Raw genomic sequence first — 15,694 nt, 5'->3', positions numbered from 1 at the left:
CGCCTCGAGATTAGACGATCTTGGTCGGATGACCGTACCCGGTCAGGTGTGGGGGTGCGGGTCGAGGACGCGATCGAGGGCGTTGAGGTCGCTTTCCAGTGCGTAGAAGGTGCGCAGCGTGATGAGGAAGGCGAAAAGTCCTCCGACGCAGAGCCCGACGATGGGGCCGATCACGATCTGTTGCTGGTCGGGAGTGAGGAAGGCCAGCCCGGCGGGTACACCTGCTGATGGGAACATTTCTCACCGCCGGCGCCGCCCTGCTCCCCGACGCCGACCATCCGAGCGGAACCATTTCGCATGTGCTGGGCCCGGTTTCACACGCGGCCTGCAAGGTCATCTCCACCGTCTCGGGCGGGCACCGCCACGCCACCCACTCGCTGGCCTTCGTCGTCGCCATCGCCTTCGGTACCTGGGCCGGCGAACACTGGATCGGCCGCTGGTTCACCCTCGCGCTCGTATTCTTTCTGCTGGCCCTCGCCGTGCGAGCGCTCAATCTCTGCCCACCCGGCGAAGGATTCCGCTCCTACGCCACCATCGTCGTCCTCGCCGGTGCCGGCACCTTCGCGATGGACCAATGGATCTCCGACAAGCCTGCCTGGCTTCCCTTCTCCGTCGGCCTCGGCTCGCTGGCCCATCTCGCCGGCGACTGCCTCACCGACCGCGGCTGCCGGCTGTTCTGGCCACTGGACATCCGCACCCGGATCCCGATCGTCGACCGCACCGGCAACAAGGTCGAAACCTGGATCCTGTCACCGCTGTTCGTGGTCGGTACCCTCGCCGCACTCTGGTATGTCATCACCCATCAGCCCTAGCAGCGTCACCGCATCCCGGTCCGGACTGCCCGGTTCCGCCTGAAACGCCACCAGCCGCTGACCGTCCGGCGCGGTCAGGATCTCCGAGGTCAGCTCCATCCGGCCGACCACCGGATGCCGGAACATCCGCCGCGTCCCCCGCTTGGTGCGCACATCGTAATGCGCCCACAGCTCATCGAACTCCGCACTCGCGGCGCACAATTCCTCCGTCAGCGCCGCGAGTGCGGCACCGTGCGTACCCTCCCCCTGCACGACCCGCAGATGTGCCACACTGTCGCGCGCCATCCCGCTCCAGTCCTCGAATACGGTGCGCGCCCACGGATGCGTGAACACATACCGAATCAAATTGCGGCGCACCGGCTCCCACTCCTCGATACCCCAGAGCAACCGCCAGCCCTCCGGATTCGCGGCCAGCACATTGCTCACCTGATCCAGCACGAAAGCCGGTGTGGGACGCAACGAACCGAGCATCAGCCGCAGACCGCGCCCGGCCACGCCCACCGTGGGCGCCGCCGGTGCCCAGCCACCGGCCAGCTGCGCCAGCTGCCGCAGATGCGCGGTCTCGTCGGCATCGAGCAACAGCGCCGCCGCCAGCGCGGACAACACCTCCGAACTCGGATTGCGATCGCGTCCCTGCTCCAGCCGGATGTAGTAGTCCACACTCAAGGCGGCCAGTCCCGCCACCTCCTCGCGGCGCAACCCCGCGGTCTGACGGCGCCGCACGCCCGACGGCAAACCCACCTGCGAGGGCTGCAGCCGCGCACGGCGAGCGCGCAGAAAGTCCCCCAGCGCACGACGATCACTCACCTCTCCAGTCTGCCCGCTCATCCGCCCCGCGGGGTAGTCCTGCCAGGACCAGGCCGCACTCGGCCTCCCCACGACCACCGCCGTGGCACACAGTGGCAACCATGACCCACACCCTCGTCATCGGCGGCAGCTCCGGAATGGGTTTCGCCCTCACCGAGCGACTCCTGCACGCCGGCCACCACGTCACCATCGCCGCCCGCGACCCCCACCGCCTCACCGCCGCCGCCGACCGGCTCGATCACGATCGCCTCACCACCCACACCGCCGACATCGCCGAAGAAGAATCCATCGCAACACTTTTCGGCCACGTCGAAAGCACCGACCACGTCGTCGTCACCGCCGCCGACATGCGCCACGGCTACGGCCCGCTCACGAAGCTGTCCACCCGTGACGCGCGCACCGTGGTCGACATCAAGGTTCTCGGTCCCTGGCTCGTCGCCAAACACGCCGGCGGCCGGATTCGCCGCTCCCTCACCGTCACCTCGGGCATCGCCGCCTATCGGCCCGCCGCCGGTGGTTCGATCGTCGCCGCCGCCAATGCCGCCTTGGCGGGTCTGGTGCGCGCGCTCGCTCTGGAATTGGCACCCGTGCGCGTCAACGCCGTATCCCCCGGCTGGGTCGACACTCCGATCTGGGACGACTTCGCCGGTCCGGACAAGCACCACCGGCTCGCCGCCATGGCCCGACGACTGCCCGCCGGTCGCATCGGCTCACCCGCCGATATCGCGGCCGCATTCCATGCCGTCCTCGACAACGACTTCATGACCGGCACGATTCTGCACGTCGACGGTGGTCACCGCCTCGTCTGACGCCGGACACGACGACGCCCCGCACCCGGTACCGAAATCGGTACCGGACAGCGGGGCGCTGTCGTGACGGCCCTCAGGCCAGCTGTGCGGACACGATCGTGATCGGCTCCACCGGCACGTCCTGATGACCGGCCTTCGAGCCCGTCTTCACGCCCTCGATCGAGTCGACGACGGCAGTACCGTCCACGACCCGGCCGAAGACCGCATAACCCCAGCCATCCTGGCCCGGGTAGTTCAAGAAGTCGTTGTTGGAGGTGTTGATGAAGAACTGAGCACTCGCCGAGTGCGGATCCGACGTCCGCGCCATCGCGAGGGTGTACTTGTCGTTGCGCAGCCCGTTCTTGGCCTCGTTCTGCACCCGGTTCGGTGCCGGCTTCTGCTGCATATCGGCGGTCATACCGCCGCCCTGCACCATGAAGCCCGGAATCACGCGGTGGAAGATCGTCCCGTCGAAGTGACCGGACTTGACGTAGTCCACGAAGTTGGCAACCGTCTGCGGCGCCTTCGCCTCGTCCAATTCGAGGGTGATGTCCCCTGCTGATGTGTTGAGCAACACTGTGGTCATTCGGCCATCGTATGGCAGTCACCCACGGCGTTTCGACAACCCCTCACCGGCCCGGTCGGGGCGTTTTGTAGTAATGGGGGTTTTGTCGTGGACCGGAAACACGCCGATCCGAACTCACATGCATAGATACGCATATTCCCATTTCTTACTGAATCGATTCACACGGACAGTGCCGTTTCGCCTGCCGGCGATCAGACCTCGTACAGCTCCAGCGGAAGACCGTCCGGATCGGCGAAGAACGCGAAGCGCCGCCCGGTGTACGCGTCGACCCGGACCTCCTCGACGGGCACCCCCCTCCCCCGTAATTCCGCGAGTGCCGCCTCGACATCCTCGACGGCGAAGGCCAGATGCCGCAGCCCGCACGCCTCCGGCCGCGACGGCCGGGCCGGCGGGTCGGGAAACGAGAACAACTCGACCTGCGTGCCATCGGCCACGGCCAGATCCAGTTTCCACGAACGACGTTCGGACCGATAGTTCTCCGCTATCACCCGCAGCCCCAGGACCTCGACGTAGAACGCCTTCGAACGCTCGTAATCCGAGGCGATCACGGCAACATGGTGAATCTTGCGCAACTCCATGGTGCGACGGTATCCCGCGGCCCCCTTCCGCTTCCGGGCCGAGAGATATTCGAGGGTCCCGAAGCCGCCACCCCGGCAGTCATGGATAGGTACGAATAATTCGATACTGTTATGGCTTCGGTCGGCCCACGTGATCCGAACTTGTACCCCGCCAGCGAACAGCACCGGCTCGCAACGGTTTCCGCTCAGCTTGCCAGTGCGCGACCGGCAGCATCGACGGCCTGATCCCGGTATCCCCCACCGAACAGGACCACGTGCACCAAGAGCGGGTACAGCTGATGCAGTGCCACCCGGTGCTCGAACCCCGGCGACAGCGGGAAGCACTCCCCGTACGCCCCGAGGATGCGGTCCAGACCGGGGACGCCGAACAGCCGCAACATCGCCAGATCCGTCTCCCGATGACCGCCGTGGGCCGCGGGATCGATGATCAGCACACCGTCCCGAGTCCACATCAGGTTGCCGCTCCACAGATCACCATGAATGCGGCTGGGCGGTTCGGGCGGTCCGGCCAGGTCGTCGATACGGTCGACGACCTGCTCGAACAGCCGAACACCGGCACGCCCGAGGACCGGCGCGGCGGCGGGCAGCAGGGGCTGCAGACGGTGGCGCGCATACCACCGGCCCCACTCCCCGGTCACCCTCGAATTGTCCTGCGGCAGTGTGGCGATCCAGCCTCCCCAGGGCGCGCCGTAGGCATCGGTGGCGTGCGAGTGCAGTCCGGCCAGCGCGATCCCGAGGCGTTCGGCGGCGGCGCGCGTCGGTTCGATCGGGGTCAGCCACGGCAGGATCAGGGTGTGGTCGTCGGCCGCGAGCACCGGCGGCACCAGGTCGGTGGCGGCCGCACGCAACCAGCGCAGCCCTTCGGCTTCGGCGTGCAGGATGGCCGTCGTGGCCGAATCATGTTCGCCGAGGGCGCGTTTCACGAAGATGTCACGGCCGTCGGCCAGGCGGGCGCGATACAGCGTCCAGGCATGCCCGCGGCCGGCCGGGGCAGCCGCGGTGACCGCCGTGCCACCGAGCAGGCGTGACACGTCGCTCGCTAGGTCACCGCTCGCGCTCACCTCGCGTACACCGCCTGCCAGATCGTGTGCCCCAGTGCGCGGGCGAGCTGTTCGTCGTCGACCGGGTTGCCGATGGCGAAGGTGAAGTCGATGGCGCGTTCGACCATGCAGGTGAGCGCGATCGCGGTGGCCTCGACCTCGATATCGGCGGGGATCCGGCCGCGCTCGCGCTCGCGCCCGAGACGGGCACGGACGAGTTCGGTGAAACGGCTGATCCGGTCGCGCCAGTATTCGCCGACATCGTGGTCGTAGCCGGCCACCTCGGTGAGCGCGCGCAGCACCAGGTGATGGGCACGCGTACCGGCGATCATCAGCCGCATCGCGGTGACGACGCCCTCCTCGCCGTCGAGATGGTCCGAGGCCCACCAGAGTTCGGCGGTCCGGAACTGTTCGTCGGTCGCCAGATCAGCCATCCGGATCAGCAACCGGCTCTTGTCCGGGAAGTAGCGATAGAACGTGGATCGAGCGATGTCCGCCTCCGCGGCGATCCTCGCCACCGGGAGTTCGGTGTAGGTCGTGCCGGTGGCGAGCAGGCGGTCGACGGCTGCGAGCACCCGGCGTTCCACGGCGTCACGGCGCTCGTCGCGCTGCCGGGACCGGGATCCCGGCCGAGTCAGCGAGGCCATGGTGGGTGTTCGTCGAGGACGGCCATGCGGCCATTGTGCCGCACCGGCCGCTGGACGCGAGGTAGCGAACACTCGGCAATCATGTTGCGCCGCCGCCGATATCCGATGCGCACGGCAATTTCGCCAAGCCATTGACAATGTGAGACGTGTCACCTCATTCTCTCAATAGGACATAGTGTCCGAACATAGTGACCCGTAAGGCGGCACCGATGCCTGACGACGACCCCGCCGACTGTCCACCGGCGGATCCGAACCCGCGAACGACGCCACCGCAGGGCGCACGCGCAGCCGGTCGCGACGCTGCTCCCGGCGCGATACCATCGGTCGAAACGAACTGTCCGAGGCGACAATTCGCCGATGTGGTGGTGGTCGGGGCGCGCTGCGCGGGGTCGGCCGCCGCCATCGCCTTCGCGCGGGCCGGCCGGCGGGTGGTGATGCTCGACTCCGCGGGCTTCCCCTCCGACACACTGTCGACTCATCTGCTCTGGCCCGCCGGAGTCGCCGAGGTGGCCGCCCTGGGCGCGCTCGACCGGGTGCGCGGACTCGGCGCTCCCGCACTGCGGGTCGCCTACGCCGCGGGGGCAGGACTGGTCGTGCGCGCACCGTTCACCGCGGTCGAGGGCATCGACTACGCGATGTGTGTGCGCCGCACCGGATTCGACGCGGCACTGGTGGACACCGCCCGGGCGGCCGGCGCCACCGTGTACGAGTCGTCGCGGGTGATCGAGCTGATCCGCGAGGGCGGCCGGATCGCCGGCGTGCGGGCGGTCGATCGCGCGGGAACCGCCCATGAAGTGCGGGCCCGGCTGGTGGTGGGTGCCGACGGCCGCCGCTCGACCGTGGCACGGCTCATCGGCGTCGCGGACCCGTACCGGGCCACACCGAGCGGGCGGGCCTGCTATTTCGCGTATTGGCGCGACCGGCGTCCGGAGTGGCGCGACATCGCGGCACAGTGGCGGGACGGGGACCTGCTCGGGACGGCTTTTCCGTGCGAGGACGGTGCGGTGCTGTCGCTGATTCAGCCTCCGGTGCGGCGCGGACCGCGGACCGGTCGCGACACCGAACGACGTTATCGCGACATGATCGCCGCCATCCCGGATCTCGCGGCGCGACTGGAGGGATGCCAGTTGCTCGGACGGGTGCGCTCGGCCACCGACATCGTCTCCTACTTCCGCCATTCCAGCGGTCCGGGCTGGGCGCTGCCCGGTGACGCCGGACATTTCAAGGATCCGGTGACGGCGCAGGGTATGCGCGATGCGATGCGCTATGGGCGGCTGCTCGGCGAGTGCGCGGCACCGGTTCTCGACGATGCACCGGCATTGGATCGCGCGGTGTCACAGTGGGAGCACCGGCGTGAGCAGGAGTGCCTGCCGATGTACCAGTGGACCAACCGGCTCGCACGCGGGACCGAGATGACCCCGCTAGAGGTGCAGATGTATCGAACCGGGGCCACCGATCCCGTACTGGCGGCGCTCGCACTGGATGTGATGACCAGGGCGCGGACCCCCGACGAACTGCTCACCCCGGCCCGCGCGGCGAAATTCGCGGTGCAGGCGCTGCGGTACTCACCGCCGGCCGCGGTGGCCGCCACGGTCGTTCAGGAGATCCGGGACAACGCCACGGACTGGCGGGAGCGGCAGCTCGCGCGCTGGGGGGCCACGCTCACACGCTGGATTCCGGCCGCGCCCAGATGACCGGACTCGGTCTCCATCCGGATCGGACCGAATGGGAGACAGGGCAATTCGATCTCCGGGATCGACGCAGGGCCGATCCCGCTCGCTGAATCGAGGAATGGAAATGACCGGTCGGGACGGTGCGGGTGTGTTCGGCAGGCGGCAACTGCTGCGCGGCGCGGCGGTGGCGGGTGCGGCGCTGGCGGCCGGTGGCGCGTGGGCCCCTGGCGCGCAGGCGAGTCCGGTGCGTGGACAGGTGGCGCCGGGGCGCAGTGTCGCCGTGTTCGGCGGCGGTGTGTCGGGGTTGACCGTGGCGCACGAGCTCTCCGAACGCGGCTACGAGGTGACGGTGTACGAACCCACCGCGTTCGGCGGCAAGGCACGCAGTATGAGTGTGCCCGGCACCGGAGCGGGTGGGCGTGCGGATCTACCGGGTGAGCACGGTTTCCGGTTCTTCCCCGGGTGCTACCAGCACGTCCCGGACACGATGGCCCGAATTCCGTTCCCGGGCAATGCCAATGGGGTCGCGGGCAATCTGGTCCGGGTCGAGTCCACGGTGGCCGGGTTCCCGGATCTGCCACCGGTGACCGTACCCACCGAGGTGGCCGGGCTGCGCCAGCTCGATCCGGATCGCATCCGCGACTCGCTCGTGGCGGGGCTCGCATTCGTGCCGCAGCTGCCTCCGCACGAGCTGGCGTTCTTCGGTGACCGGATGCTGATGTGGTTCACCACCTGCACCGAGCGCCGGTTCGGCGAATGGGAGTACAGGTCGTGGATGGACGCGGTGCGTGCCGACGGGAAGTCGCGCGCGTACCGGGAATATCTGGCACGGGCACTCACCCGGATCACGGTGGCGGCCAAATCGGAGACCAGTTCGGCGCGCACCATCGGAACCATCGGCGAGGCACTGGTTTTCGCGGGCGCGGGGATGGGACCGTACAACGGCGGGGTGGACCGGATTCTGAACGGGCCCACCAGCGAGGTGTGGATCGACCCGTGGGTGGCGTACCTGTCGGGCCGCGGCGTGCGGTTCGTCGACGGCGCGGCACTGACCGGCCTGCGGGTGTCCGGCGACCGGATCACCGGCGCGAATGTGGGCGGGCGCGCGGTGCGAGCGGACTGGTACGTGTGCGCGATGCCCGCGGATCGAGCCGCGACCATTTTCGACGACGCGGTACTCACCGCGGACCCGGCCCTGGCGGGTCTGCGTGAGCTGGTGCTGGACTGGATGGTGGGTGTGCAGTTCTATCTGCGACAACCCACCGGCGTTCCCGAAGGCCACATCGCGGCGCTCGGCTCGCCGTGGGCGATCACGGCACTGCGCCAGGCGCCGATGTGGCGCGGTGACTTCGCGGCCCGCTACGGCGACGGGTCCGTGGTGGAATGCCTGTCGGCGGATGTGTCGGATTGGGATACACCCGGCATCCTGTTCGGCAAACCGGCCAAGCAGTGTTCGAAGGACGAAGTGGTGCAGGAGGTCTGGGCGCAGCTCAAACGCGGGCTCAACACCGGCACCGGCTGGTTGCGCGACGAGGACCTGCGGTCGTGGTTCGTCGATCCGGGGGTGCACTTCGAGGACGACGGAAACCGCAACGACACTCCCCTGCTGGTGAATACGGTCGGGTCCTGGGATCACCGGCCGCAGGCGCATTCGGCGATCGGCAACCTTTTCCTCGCCGGCGACCATGTCCGCACCGGGATCGATCTGGCGACCATGGAGGGTGCGTGCGAGGCCGGACGCAAAGCCGCCAACGGGGTACTGGACGCCGCCGGTGACGATGCCCCGCGCGCGGCGGTGTTCCCGATGTACGCGCCCGCGGAACTCGAGCCGTTGAAGCGGATCGACGCCGACCGGTACCGGGCCGGGCTACCCCATCTTCTCGACATCTGAACGGCGGCGCAGGAATTCGGCGGTGGCCGGGCCGGCCGGCAGGAACGATTCGACTGCCAGCTCGGCAACGGTCACGTTCATGGGACTGCCGAAGATCGTCATGGTGCTGATGAATTCCAGCTCGACGGCGCCCCGGTCGGGGTCGTGGTGGCGCAGGCGCAGCGGCACCACGGCCTGATCCGGTTCCGGCAGCCCCGGATCGTCGCGACCGCCGGGATAGCTGAGCAGTTCGGCACGCAGCGCGGCCAGGTCGGCGGAGCCGGTGGCCTCGATCTGGCGTTCGATCCGCTCGAAGAGGTGGCCGCGCCACTCGGCGAGGTTGACGATGCGCGAGGCGAGCCCGGCCGGGTGCAGGCTCACCCGCAGCGCGTTGACCGGCGGGGTGAGCAGATCGGCGGGAATGCCGTCGAGGAACAGGGCGACACCGGAATTGGCGTCGACCATGTTCCACTGCGCATCCACCGCGAGTGCGGGATACGGCTCGTAACCGGTGAGGATCTGCCGGATCGCGGTGCGGACGGGGGCCATGGTGTGGGTGTCCAATGCGGGTTCGGCGTACACGGGGGCGTACCCGGCGGCCAGCAGCATCCGATTGCGTTCGCGCAGCGGGATTTCCAGTTCCTCGCTCAGATGCAGGATCAGCTGACGGCTGGGTGTCGAGCGGCCGGTTTCGACGAAGCTCAGGTGGCGAGTCGAGGTTTCGGCGCGGCCGGCGAGCTCGAGCTGGCTCAGGCGGCGGGTGCGGCGCCAGTGGCGCAGCAGATCCCCGGCGGTATGGGTGGGCACCTGCCCGATGGTAAGCGTGCCGGGTGGACCGCACGATTACCCGCGAGGTCATGGTCGTGGTGCGGATGCCACACACCGGCCACGCGGTTAGGGTGGATTGCGTGTCGTTGGTGCAGGTTGGACTGGACCGGCTGCCCGAGCGCTGGCAGAGGTTGCTGCTCGCGCATCGGGAGCTGATGAAATTCGCCGTCGTCGGCGCGATCACGTGGTTCGTGGACACCGGCGTGGTGTACGCGCTGAAGTTGACCGTGCTGCAGGACAAGCCGCTCACCGCGCGCGCCTTCGGCGTCCTGATCGCCACGATCGTGTCCTATGTCCTCAATCGCGAGTGGTCGTTCAACACTCGCGGTGGGCGGCAGCGCAGTCATGAGGCGGCGCTGTTCTTCGCGGTGAGTGCGCTGGCGGTCGGGGTGACGGTGATACCGCAAGCCGTGGCGCTGTACGTCTTCGATATCCGGGTGCCGCACGTGAGCTCGTTCGCGCAGGCGGTGTCGAATTTCGTGACCGGCCAGATCCTGGGTGTACTGCTGGCCATGGCGTTCCGGTTCTGGGCATTGCGGCGCTTCGTATTTCCCGAGGACCTGCGCGAGGCCGAACTGGAGATCCTGTGATCGTTCGGTCCTGACGACGCCCGCGTGAGTCCGCTCACGCCGGTCCTCCCGGGGCCGGTGCCCGGCTCGGGCCTCGCCTACGATGACCGGGTGCGAACGACCGCGGACCCGGCCATGCGGCTGCGTGGCAGTTGCGTCGCCGCGGCGTCGGCGACGGTGAGTGTCGCCGCGCACGCTCTGGCCGGTGGCACGGCGTCGCCGGGCTCGGCCGCGATCATGCTGCTCGTGGCGAGCAGTGCCGTGATCGGCTGCCTGGCCGCCCACAGCCGTACCGGGACCGTCCGGTTGATGGGCCTGCTGGCCGTCGGCCAGCTGTCCGGGCACATCGCGTTGTCGTCCGTGTCGCACTGTCACACCGCGATGTTCACGACCTCGATGCTCATCGCGCATGCGGTGGCCATCGCGGCCGGCGCGCTCCTCATCCGCGGTTCGGAAATGACCCTGCTGCGGGTTGTTTCGCGAATCCGGCGTGTGGTGCGGCAGCTGAGCCCGGTGCCCGGATTCACCACGCCCCCGGTGTTCGCGTCGTTCCCCGAGGTGTCCGTCTCGCGGTACCGCCTGGTGGCGGCGTCCGGGACCGGTCGCCGCGGACCGCCCTCGGGCCGGGGACTCTTTCTCGAACCTTCGCGGGCCTGATCCGATCGGCACCGGGGACTGTGCCCGGTGCGTCCGGACCGTGACACTGTCCGCGCCGGCGGATGCCCTGCTGCCGCAGACATTCGGATACCGATTCCGGCACGCGGCGCTGTCGTCGCCGCGATCCGGCGCGTAACGGCTGGGCGATCTCTCCTACGACCGGAATGCGCTCGGACGGGCCCGTCGGGCCCGTGCCGATGACCGGCGCCCGGGCTCGTCCGGACACCGGTCCGTGCCGACCGTTGTGTCCGGCGCGCGGTGTGCCCGGCTCGCAGGTTCGCATCCCCCTTCCGCTGGGCGAAGCACCGACCCGTGTGCCCGGATGTCCGGTGCGCGGCCGCAACGGCGGCGCCATCGGGACGTCCCGGCACCCGTCCCGTCCGCGGGATGGCCACCCTTCCCACATATTTGGAGCCTGATCATGTCCGTTGTCCCCCACTCCTCCCCCGTGTCCGGCCGTCGCACCCCGCACACCCGCTCCCCGCGGCGCACCCGGCGGCCGGCGATCGCGCTCACGGCCGCCGCGGCGGCGATATCCCTCGCACTGGCCGGATGTTCGTCCGGTACCACACAGCCGGCCGCAGACGCCGATTCGGTGACTGTGCGCAATCAGTGGATCAAGGCCGCCGATACCGGGATGTCCGCGGCGTTCGCCGAATTCTCCAACAGCGGTGACCGTGAGGTGCGCATCGTCGACGCGACCGGTCCGGCCGCGGCCCGGATGGAGATCCACGAGGTCGTCGCCGCGGACGGCGGAACCATGATGCGTCCCAAGGCCGGTGGTCTGGTGATCGCGCCGCACAGCACCGTGAAGCTGACTCCCGGTGGTGATCATCTGATGTTCATCGATCTGAAGGCGCCGCTGCGTACCGGTGCGCAATCTCCGATCACGGTGAAATTCGCCGACGGGTCCAGCACCACCTTCACCTCCCAGGTGCGAGATTTCGCGGGCAACCAGGAGAACTACGCACCGTCCGGGGATGCTCAGGCCCCGAAGCACGGTGGCTGAGCGGCTGTCACGGCGCCGGCTGCTCCGCGGGGGGATGGCGGCCGCGGGCGCCGCCGGAGTCGCGGGCGCCGTCGTGGGCACCGATCGGCTGCGCACCGAGACGCCGCCGGATTCGGGAACCGTGCGAGAGCCCTTCTACGGGCCCCATCAGGGCGGGGTGGCGACCGTGCCGCAGCAGCACGCGGTATTCGCCGCCTTCGATCTGCGACCCGGCACGACCGCGGCCGACATCGCGGGATTGCTACGGATCTGGTCCGGTGATGCCGCGCGGCTGTGCGCGGGGGAACCCGCGCTCGGCGATACCGAGCCGGACCTCGCACAGCGCCCGGCCCGGCTCACCGTGACCATCGGATTCGGGCCGCGCCTGTTCACCGTGGCCGGCTCGGCGGCCGCACGTCCGGCCTGGTGCACCCCACTGCCCGGCTTCGATATCGATCGGCTCGATCCGGCGTTCTGCGATGGCGATCTCCTGCTGCAGATCTGTGCGGACGAGGCGACCACGGTGGCGCACGCACTACGGGCATTGTCACGCAGTGTGACCTCGCTGGTGGTCGTGCGCTGGATCCAGCGCGGATTCCGTGATGCCGCACCCGGGCAGACGATGCGCAATCTCATGGGGCAGATCGATGGCACGGTCAACATCGCGCCGGGACCGGACTTCGACCGGCTGGTGTGGGACGACGGGGCCGTGTATCCCTGGTTGCTCGGTGGCACCTCGTTGGTGCTGCGGCGGATCGCGATGAATCTGGACACCTGGGACGAACTCGATCCGGACGGGCGGGAATTGTCCGTGGGCAGGCGCATCGCGACCGGTGCGCCGCTGACCGGTATCCGGGAGTCCGACGACCCGGATTTCGCGGCCGTGGACGCACACGGCATCGCGGTCATCCCGCCGTCTTCGCATATCGCCCGGGCGCATCACACCGGCGACGGTGAGCGATTCCTGCGTCGTGGATACAACTACGACGACGCACCGGGGCCGGGCGCGGTCTCGAATTCGGGGCTGCTGTTCGCGGCCTATCAGCGCGATATCGCGACGCAGTACCTGCCGGTGCAGCGCCGCCTCGCCGATTTCGACGCGCTCAACACCTGGACCACGCCGGTCGGATCGGCGGTGTTCGTCCTGCCGCCCGGAATCTCCGGCCCGCAGGAATACCTCGGACAGACATTGTTCGACGGGTGAGTGGCCCCACCGCGGGGGGCATCGCGTGCACGCCGGCAGTCACTGCCGACGTCACCGATGCCTCCAGCGGTGGCAGGGCACGCACCGCGGCGTGCGGCTCAGCTCCAGAGCACGGCCACGAAGACATTCGCGATCGCCAGCACTCCGGCGGCGTCGGCCATCCAGGCAATCGTCTTGCCGCGCTTGGCATCCGCGTGCGCGATTTCGGCCAGTCCGGCGACCGCGACCGCGATCACCAGTTTGACGACGATCTTGGCCATGTCGAGGTTCTTGTCGAGGGAGTCGATTCCATCGGCCATACCGACCAGGATCAGGCCGGTCACGATCTGCGCTCGCGCACCCCAGAGCATCACCTGCGACACCGCGGGCCGTCCGGCCGCGTATCCGCCGATGACCGCGGCCAGCCCCAGCAGATGCGTGATGACCACCAGGTTGTAGACGACTGTCATGCCCCACAGCGTAGATCACCGGCAGCCCGGAAACGACACTGCGTAGTAGAACGGCCACGCCCGGATCGCCTCGCCCCGGCGGAAATCCGTGCGTTTCACGTTCGCGCACCCCGGGTAGTCCACTCCAGGTGGCTCTCTTCGGACGCGTCGCGGTGACGACGCGAAATCGAGTGGGTCGGGACATCTGGGTCGCTTGGTGATGGCTAGGAGAAGAGGGTGGCGGTTGTACTCGTGCTGCGCGCACGCGGACTGGGTGATCTTCTCACCGCGGTCCCGGCACTCCGTGCGCTGCGCCGGGCCAGGCCGCACGACCACATCGTGCTGGCCGCACCACATCGGCTCAAACCCATCGTCGACCTGATCACCTCCGTCGACGAGATGGTCCCGGCCGCCGACCCGCAGAGCCTGCGCTGGGACGGACCGGCACCCGCACTGGCGGTGAATCTGCAGGGGCCGGGCGCCGAGGGCATCGTCGAATTGACCCGGACCGAGCCCACCCGGCTGCTGAGCCATCACAACTCGGCCTTTCCCGAACTCGACGGTCCCGCATGGCAACCCGAACTCCACGAGATCGATCGGTGGTGCCGCCTGCTCGAATCGGCCGGTATCAGTGCCGACCGCCGCAATCTGGGCCTGGTCCCGCCGGTCGCCACCACCGACCATCGCGACTGCGTGGTCGTACACGTCGGCGCCGGTGCTCCGGCCCGGCGCTGGCCCGGTGAGCGGTTCGCCGCGGTGATCCGGCATCTGCTCGTCCAGGGGCGGGAAGTGGTCGTCACCGGTGACGAGTTCGAACGTGAACTGGCCCTGGACATCGCCGCACGTGCCGGGTTGTCCCCCGCGCAGGTGCCCGCGGGACAGCAGAACCTGATCGAACTGTCGGCCACCGTCGCCGAGGCCGCTCTGGTGATCTGTGGCGACACCGGCGTCGCCCATCTCGCGACCGCCGTCGGCACCCGCACGGTATCGCTGTTCGGCCCCACCGCACCCAGCCGCAACGGACCTCCCCCGCATCTGTCGGGCCGCCACATCGCACTGTGGGCCGGCCGTACCGGCGATCGCGACGGCGACACTCCCGATCCGGGCCTGCTGCAGATCACCGTGCCGCAGGTCATCGAGGCGGCCGACACCCAGTTGAGCCGGCGCCGGTGGGCCGAGGCGGACCGCCGCGGACCGGCGTACCGCCGCGTGGGCTGAGGGGCGGGCTACCGCAGGCGTTCGGCGTCTTTCGCCAGGTGTACGAGCTGTGCGGTCAGTTCGGCCAGTTCGGCCGGAGAGGCACCCTCCGCCACGGCGGTGGCCACATCCTCGGCCGCGCACCGCGTCGCGAACCAGCGATCGGCCAGATCGGCCGCCTCCTGAGCACTGAGCACCACCGAATCTTCCGCGATTCCGGTGCCCTCCAACCCCTTTCGATGTTCGTAAGCGCGCTGGCGGCAGGATTGCCGGCAATATCGCCGGCGACGGCCGATATCGGAATCGGCGATCTCCCGGCCGCACCACAAACACGACGACAGCACACGGCGCGACATGACCCGACACATTAGCGGCCCGCGCACCCTCGCGCCCGGATCGCGGCGAAAACGTCCGATCGCCGCGATCGGACCGGGCCGATGCCGGGCGCGAGCGGGTCGAACCGTAAAATGACCCGGTTGCCAGTCAGCGGGAACCGATCGAGCCGCTGGCGCGTTGACACTTCAGTAGAACGTTGCCGACAGGCCAGAGAGGACCGCACACCATGGCAGATCGCGTACTCCGAGGTAGCCGGCTCGGAGCGGTGAGCTACGAGACGGACCGCGACCACGACCTGGCACCACGTCGAGTGGCGCGGTACCGGACGGACAACGGTGAGGAGTTCGACGTCCCGTTCGCCGACGACGCCGAGATCCCACCCACTTGGCTGTGCCGTAACGGTCAGGAGGGCATCCTGCTCGAGGGCACCACCCAGGAACCCAAGAAGGTCAAACCCCCGCGCACGCATTGGGACATGCTGCTCGAGCGTCGTTCCAAGGAGGAGCTCGAGGAGCTGCTGCAGGAACGCCTGGATCTGCTCAAGACCCGGCGCGGTCGCTGACCCCGACACTCGGCGTCCCCCGTACCGTTCAGGTGCGGGGGACGTTCGCTGTATCGGGGTGCTCGAGGCCGGATCCTGTCGGTGCCACCTGCCACACTCACACGCAATCGAGACGAGAGTGGCG

Annotated in this window: 19 protein-coding genes; 10 read left to right on the top strand and 9 right to left on the bottom strand. The window is 68.9% G+C overall.

The genetic code is table 11. From position 1 onward, the window contains the following. Nucleotides 1-42: 42 nt before the first annotated feature. The gene (locus AB0L57_RS21670) at nt 43-237 is read right to left on the bottom strand and encodes a hypothetical protein (protein ID WP_364964909.1); all 195 of its coding nucleotides are present in this window, start codon (nt 235-237) and stop codon (nt 43-45) included. On the opposite strand from AB0L57_RS21670, the gene AB0L57_RS21665 reads away from it, so the two are divergent. After that, complete coding sequence (locus AB0L57_RS21665) at nt 228-812, top strand: metal-dependent hydrolase (RefSeq protein WP_364964906.1); 585 nt, start codon at nt 228-230, stop codon at nt 810-812. The genes AB0L57_RS21670 and AB0L57_RS21665 overlap by 10 nt on opposite strands. Here AB0L57_RS21665 and AB0L57_RS21660 read toward each other — a convergent pair. Then, nucleotides 750-1,619 (bottom strand): helix-turn-helix transcriptional regulator, encoded by an 870-nt coding sequence (locus AB0L57_RS21660; RefSeq protein ID WP_364964903.1) that lies wholly within the window; start codon nt 1,617-1,619, stop codon nt 750-752. The two genes, AB0L57_RS21665 and AB0L57_RS21660, sit on opposite strands and share 63 nt — an antisense overlap. A gap of 101 nt (nt 1,620-1,720) precedes the next feature. On the opposite strand from AB0L57_RS21660, the gene AB0L57_RS21655 reads away from it, so the two are divergent. Next, nucleotides 1,721-2,428, top strand: coding sequence for an SDR family oxidoreductase (locus AB0L57_RS21655; protein ID WP_364964900.1), 708 nt, complete (start codon nt 1,721-1,723; stop codon nt 2,426-2,428). Between the two features lie 73 nt (nt 2,429-2,501). On the opposite strand, the gene AB0L57_RS21650 is transcribed toward AB0L57_RS21655, so the two are convergent. The 4 genes from AB0L57_RS21650 to AB0L57_RS21635 all read right to left on the bottom strand — a co-directional run bounded on the left by AB0L57_RS21650 (nt 2,502) and on the right by AB0L57_RS21635 (nt 5,258). Further along, a complete protein-coding gene (locus tag AB0L57_RS21650) occupies nt 2,502-2,993 on the bottom strand; it encodes a peptidylprolyl isomerase (RefSeq protein WP_364964898.1) in 492 nt (163 codons plus the stop codon). Between the two features lie 191 nt (nt 2,994-3,184). Beyond that, complete coding sequence (locus AB0L57_RS21645; protein WP_364964895.1) at nt 3,185-3,571, bottom strand: VOC family protein; 387 nt, start codon at nt 3,569-3,571, stop codon at nt 3,185-3,187. 185 nt (nt 3,572-3,756) lie between these two features. Then, the gene (locus AB0L57_RS21640) at nt 3,757-4,632 is read right to left on the bottom strand and encodes a fructosamine kinase family protein (protein WP_364964893.1); all 876 of its coding nucleotides are present in this window, start codon (nt 4,630-4,632) and stop codon (nt 3,757-3,759) included. Continuing rightward, nucleotides 4,629-5,258: a TetR/AcrR family transcriptional regulator gene (locus AB0L57_RS21635; protein ID WP_364964890.1), complete on the bottom strand. Its 630-nt coding sequence runs from the start codon at nt 5,256-5,258 to the stop codon at nt 4,629-4,631. Before AB0L57_RS21635 ends, AB0L57_RS21640 begins: the two co-directional genes overlap by 4 nt. A 359-nt stretch (nt 5,259-5,617) precedes the next feature. Between AB0L57_RS21635 and AB0L57_RS21630 the strand changes: the two genes are divergently transcribed. Both AB0L57_RS21630 and AB0L57_RS21625 read left to right on the top strand, forming a co-directional pair. Beyond that, nucleotides 5,618-6,952, top strand: a complete 1,335-nt coding sequence (locus tag AB0L57_RS21630) for an FAD-dependent monooxygenase (RefSeq protein WP_364964887.1) — start codon at nt 5,618-5,620, stop codon at nt 6,950-6,952. Nucleotides 6,953-7,055: 103 nt separating this feature from the next. Beyond that, a complete protein-coding gene (locus tag AB0L57_RS21625) occupies nt 7,056-8,822 on the top strand; it encodes an FAD-dependent oxidoreductase (protein ID WP_364964885.1) in 1,767 nt (588 codons plus the stop codon). Here the strand turns inward: AB0L57_RS21625 and AB0L57_RS21620 are convergent. Beyond that, nucleotides 8,799-9,608: a helix-turn-helix transcriptional regulator gene (locus AB0L57_RS21620; protein ID WP_364964882.1), complete on the bottom strand. Its 810-nt coding sequence runs from the start codon at nt 9,606-9,608 to the stop codon at nt 8,799-8,801. The genes AB0L57_RS21625 and AB0L57_RS21620 overlap by 24 nt on opposite strands. Before the next feature lie 101 nt (nt 9,609-9,709). Here AB0L57_RS21620 and AB0L57_RS21615 point away from each other — a divergent pair, with 101 nt between their 5' ends. The 4 genes from AB0L57_RS21615 (at nt 9,710) to AB0L57_RS21600 (ending at nt 13,047) form a co-directional block, all read left to right on the top strand. Then, nucleotides 9,710-10,219: a GtrA family protein gene (locus AB0L57_RS21615; protein ID WP_364964880.1), complete on the top strand. Its 510-nt coding sequence runs from the start codon at nt 9,710-9,712 to the stop codon at nt 10,217-10,219. Nucleotides 10,220-10,309: 90 nt separating this feature from the next. Then, on the top strand, nt 10,310-10,855 hold the full coding sequence (locus AB0L57_RS21610; RefSeq protein WP_364964876.1) for a hypothetical protein: 546 nt from the start codon (nt 10,310-10,312) through the stop codon (nt 10,853-10,855). Nucleotides 10,856-11,276: 421 nt separating this feature from the next. After that, on the top strand, nt 11,277-11,864 hold the full coding sequence (locus tag AB0L57_RS21605) for a copper chaperone PCu(A)C (protein ID WP_364964873.1): 588 nt from the start codon (nt 11,277-11,279) through the stop codon (nt 11,862-11,864). After that, nucleotides 11,836-13,047: a Dyp-type peroxidase gene (locus tag AB0L57_RS21600; RefSeq protein WP_364964871.1), complete on the top strand. Its 1,212-nt coding sequence runs from the start codon at nt 11,836-11,838 to the stop codon at nt 13,045-13,047. The genes AB0L57_RS21605 and AB0L57_RS21600 overlap by 29 nt, the downstream gene beginning before the upstream one ends. A gap of 98 nt (nt 13,048-13,145) precedes the next feature. Here the strand turns inward: AB0L57_RS21600 and AB0L57_RS21595 are convergent, their stop codons facing one another. Continuing rightward, complete coding sequence (locus AB0L57_RS21595; RefSeq protein ID WP_364964868.1) at nt 13,146-13,496, bottom strand: hypothetical protein; 351 nt, start codon at nt 13,494-13,496, stop codon at nt 13,146-13,148. Nucleotides 13,497-13,712: 216 nt separating this feature from the next. Here AB0L57_RS21595 and AB0L57_RS21590 point away from each other — a divergent pair, with 216 nt between their 5' ends. Continuing rightward, on the top strand, nt 13,713-14,693 hold the full coding sequence (locus AB0L57_RS21590) for a glycosyltransferase family 9 protein (protein ID WP_364964866.1): 981 nt from the start codon (nt 13,713-13,715) through the stop codon (nt 14,691-14,693). Nucleotides 14,694-14,701: 8 nt separating this feature from the next. Here the strand turns inward: AB0L57_RS21590 and AB0L57_RS21585 are convergent, their stop codons facing one another. Then, complete coding sequence (locus tag AB0L57_RS21585) at nt 14,702-15,028, bottom strand: hypothetical protein (protein ID WP_364964863.1); 327 nt, start codon at nt 15,026-15,028, stop codon at nt 14,702-14,704. 206 nt (nt 15,029-15,234) lie between these two features. On the opposite strand from AB0L57_RS21585, the gene AB0L57_RS21580 reads away from it, so the two are divergent. Then, nucleotides 15,235-15,570 (top strand): RNA polymerase-binding protein RbpA, encoded by a 336-nt coding sequence (locus tag AB0L57_RS21580; protein WP_364964861.1) that lies wholly within the window; start codon nt 15,235-15,237, stop codon nt 15,568-15,570. The last annotated feature ends 124 nt before the right edge of the window (nt 15,571-15,694 follow it).

Source organism: Nocardia sp. NPDC052254 (assembly GCF_040679495.1).
Lineage (GTDB): Bacteria > Actinomycetota > Actinomycetes > Mycobacteriales > Mycobacteriaceae > Nocardia.
Note: the sequence above shows the minus strand (reverse complement) of the source record. Positions and strands in the feature narration are given on the sequence as shown.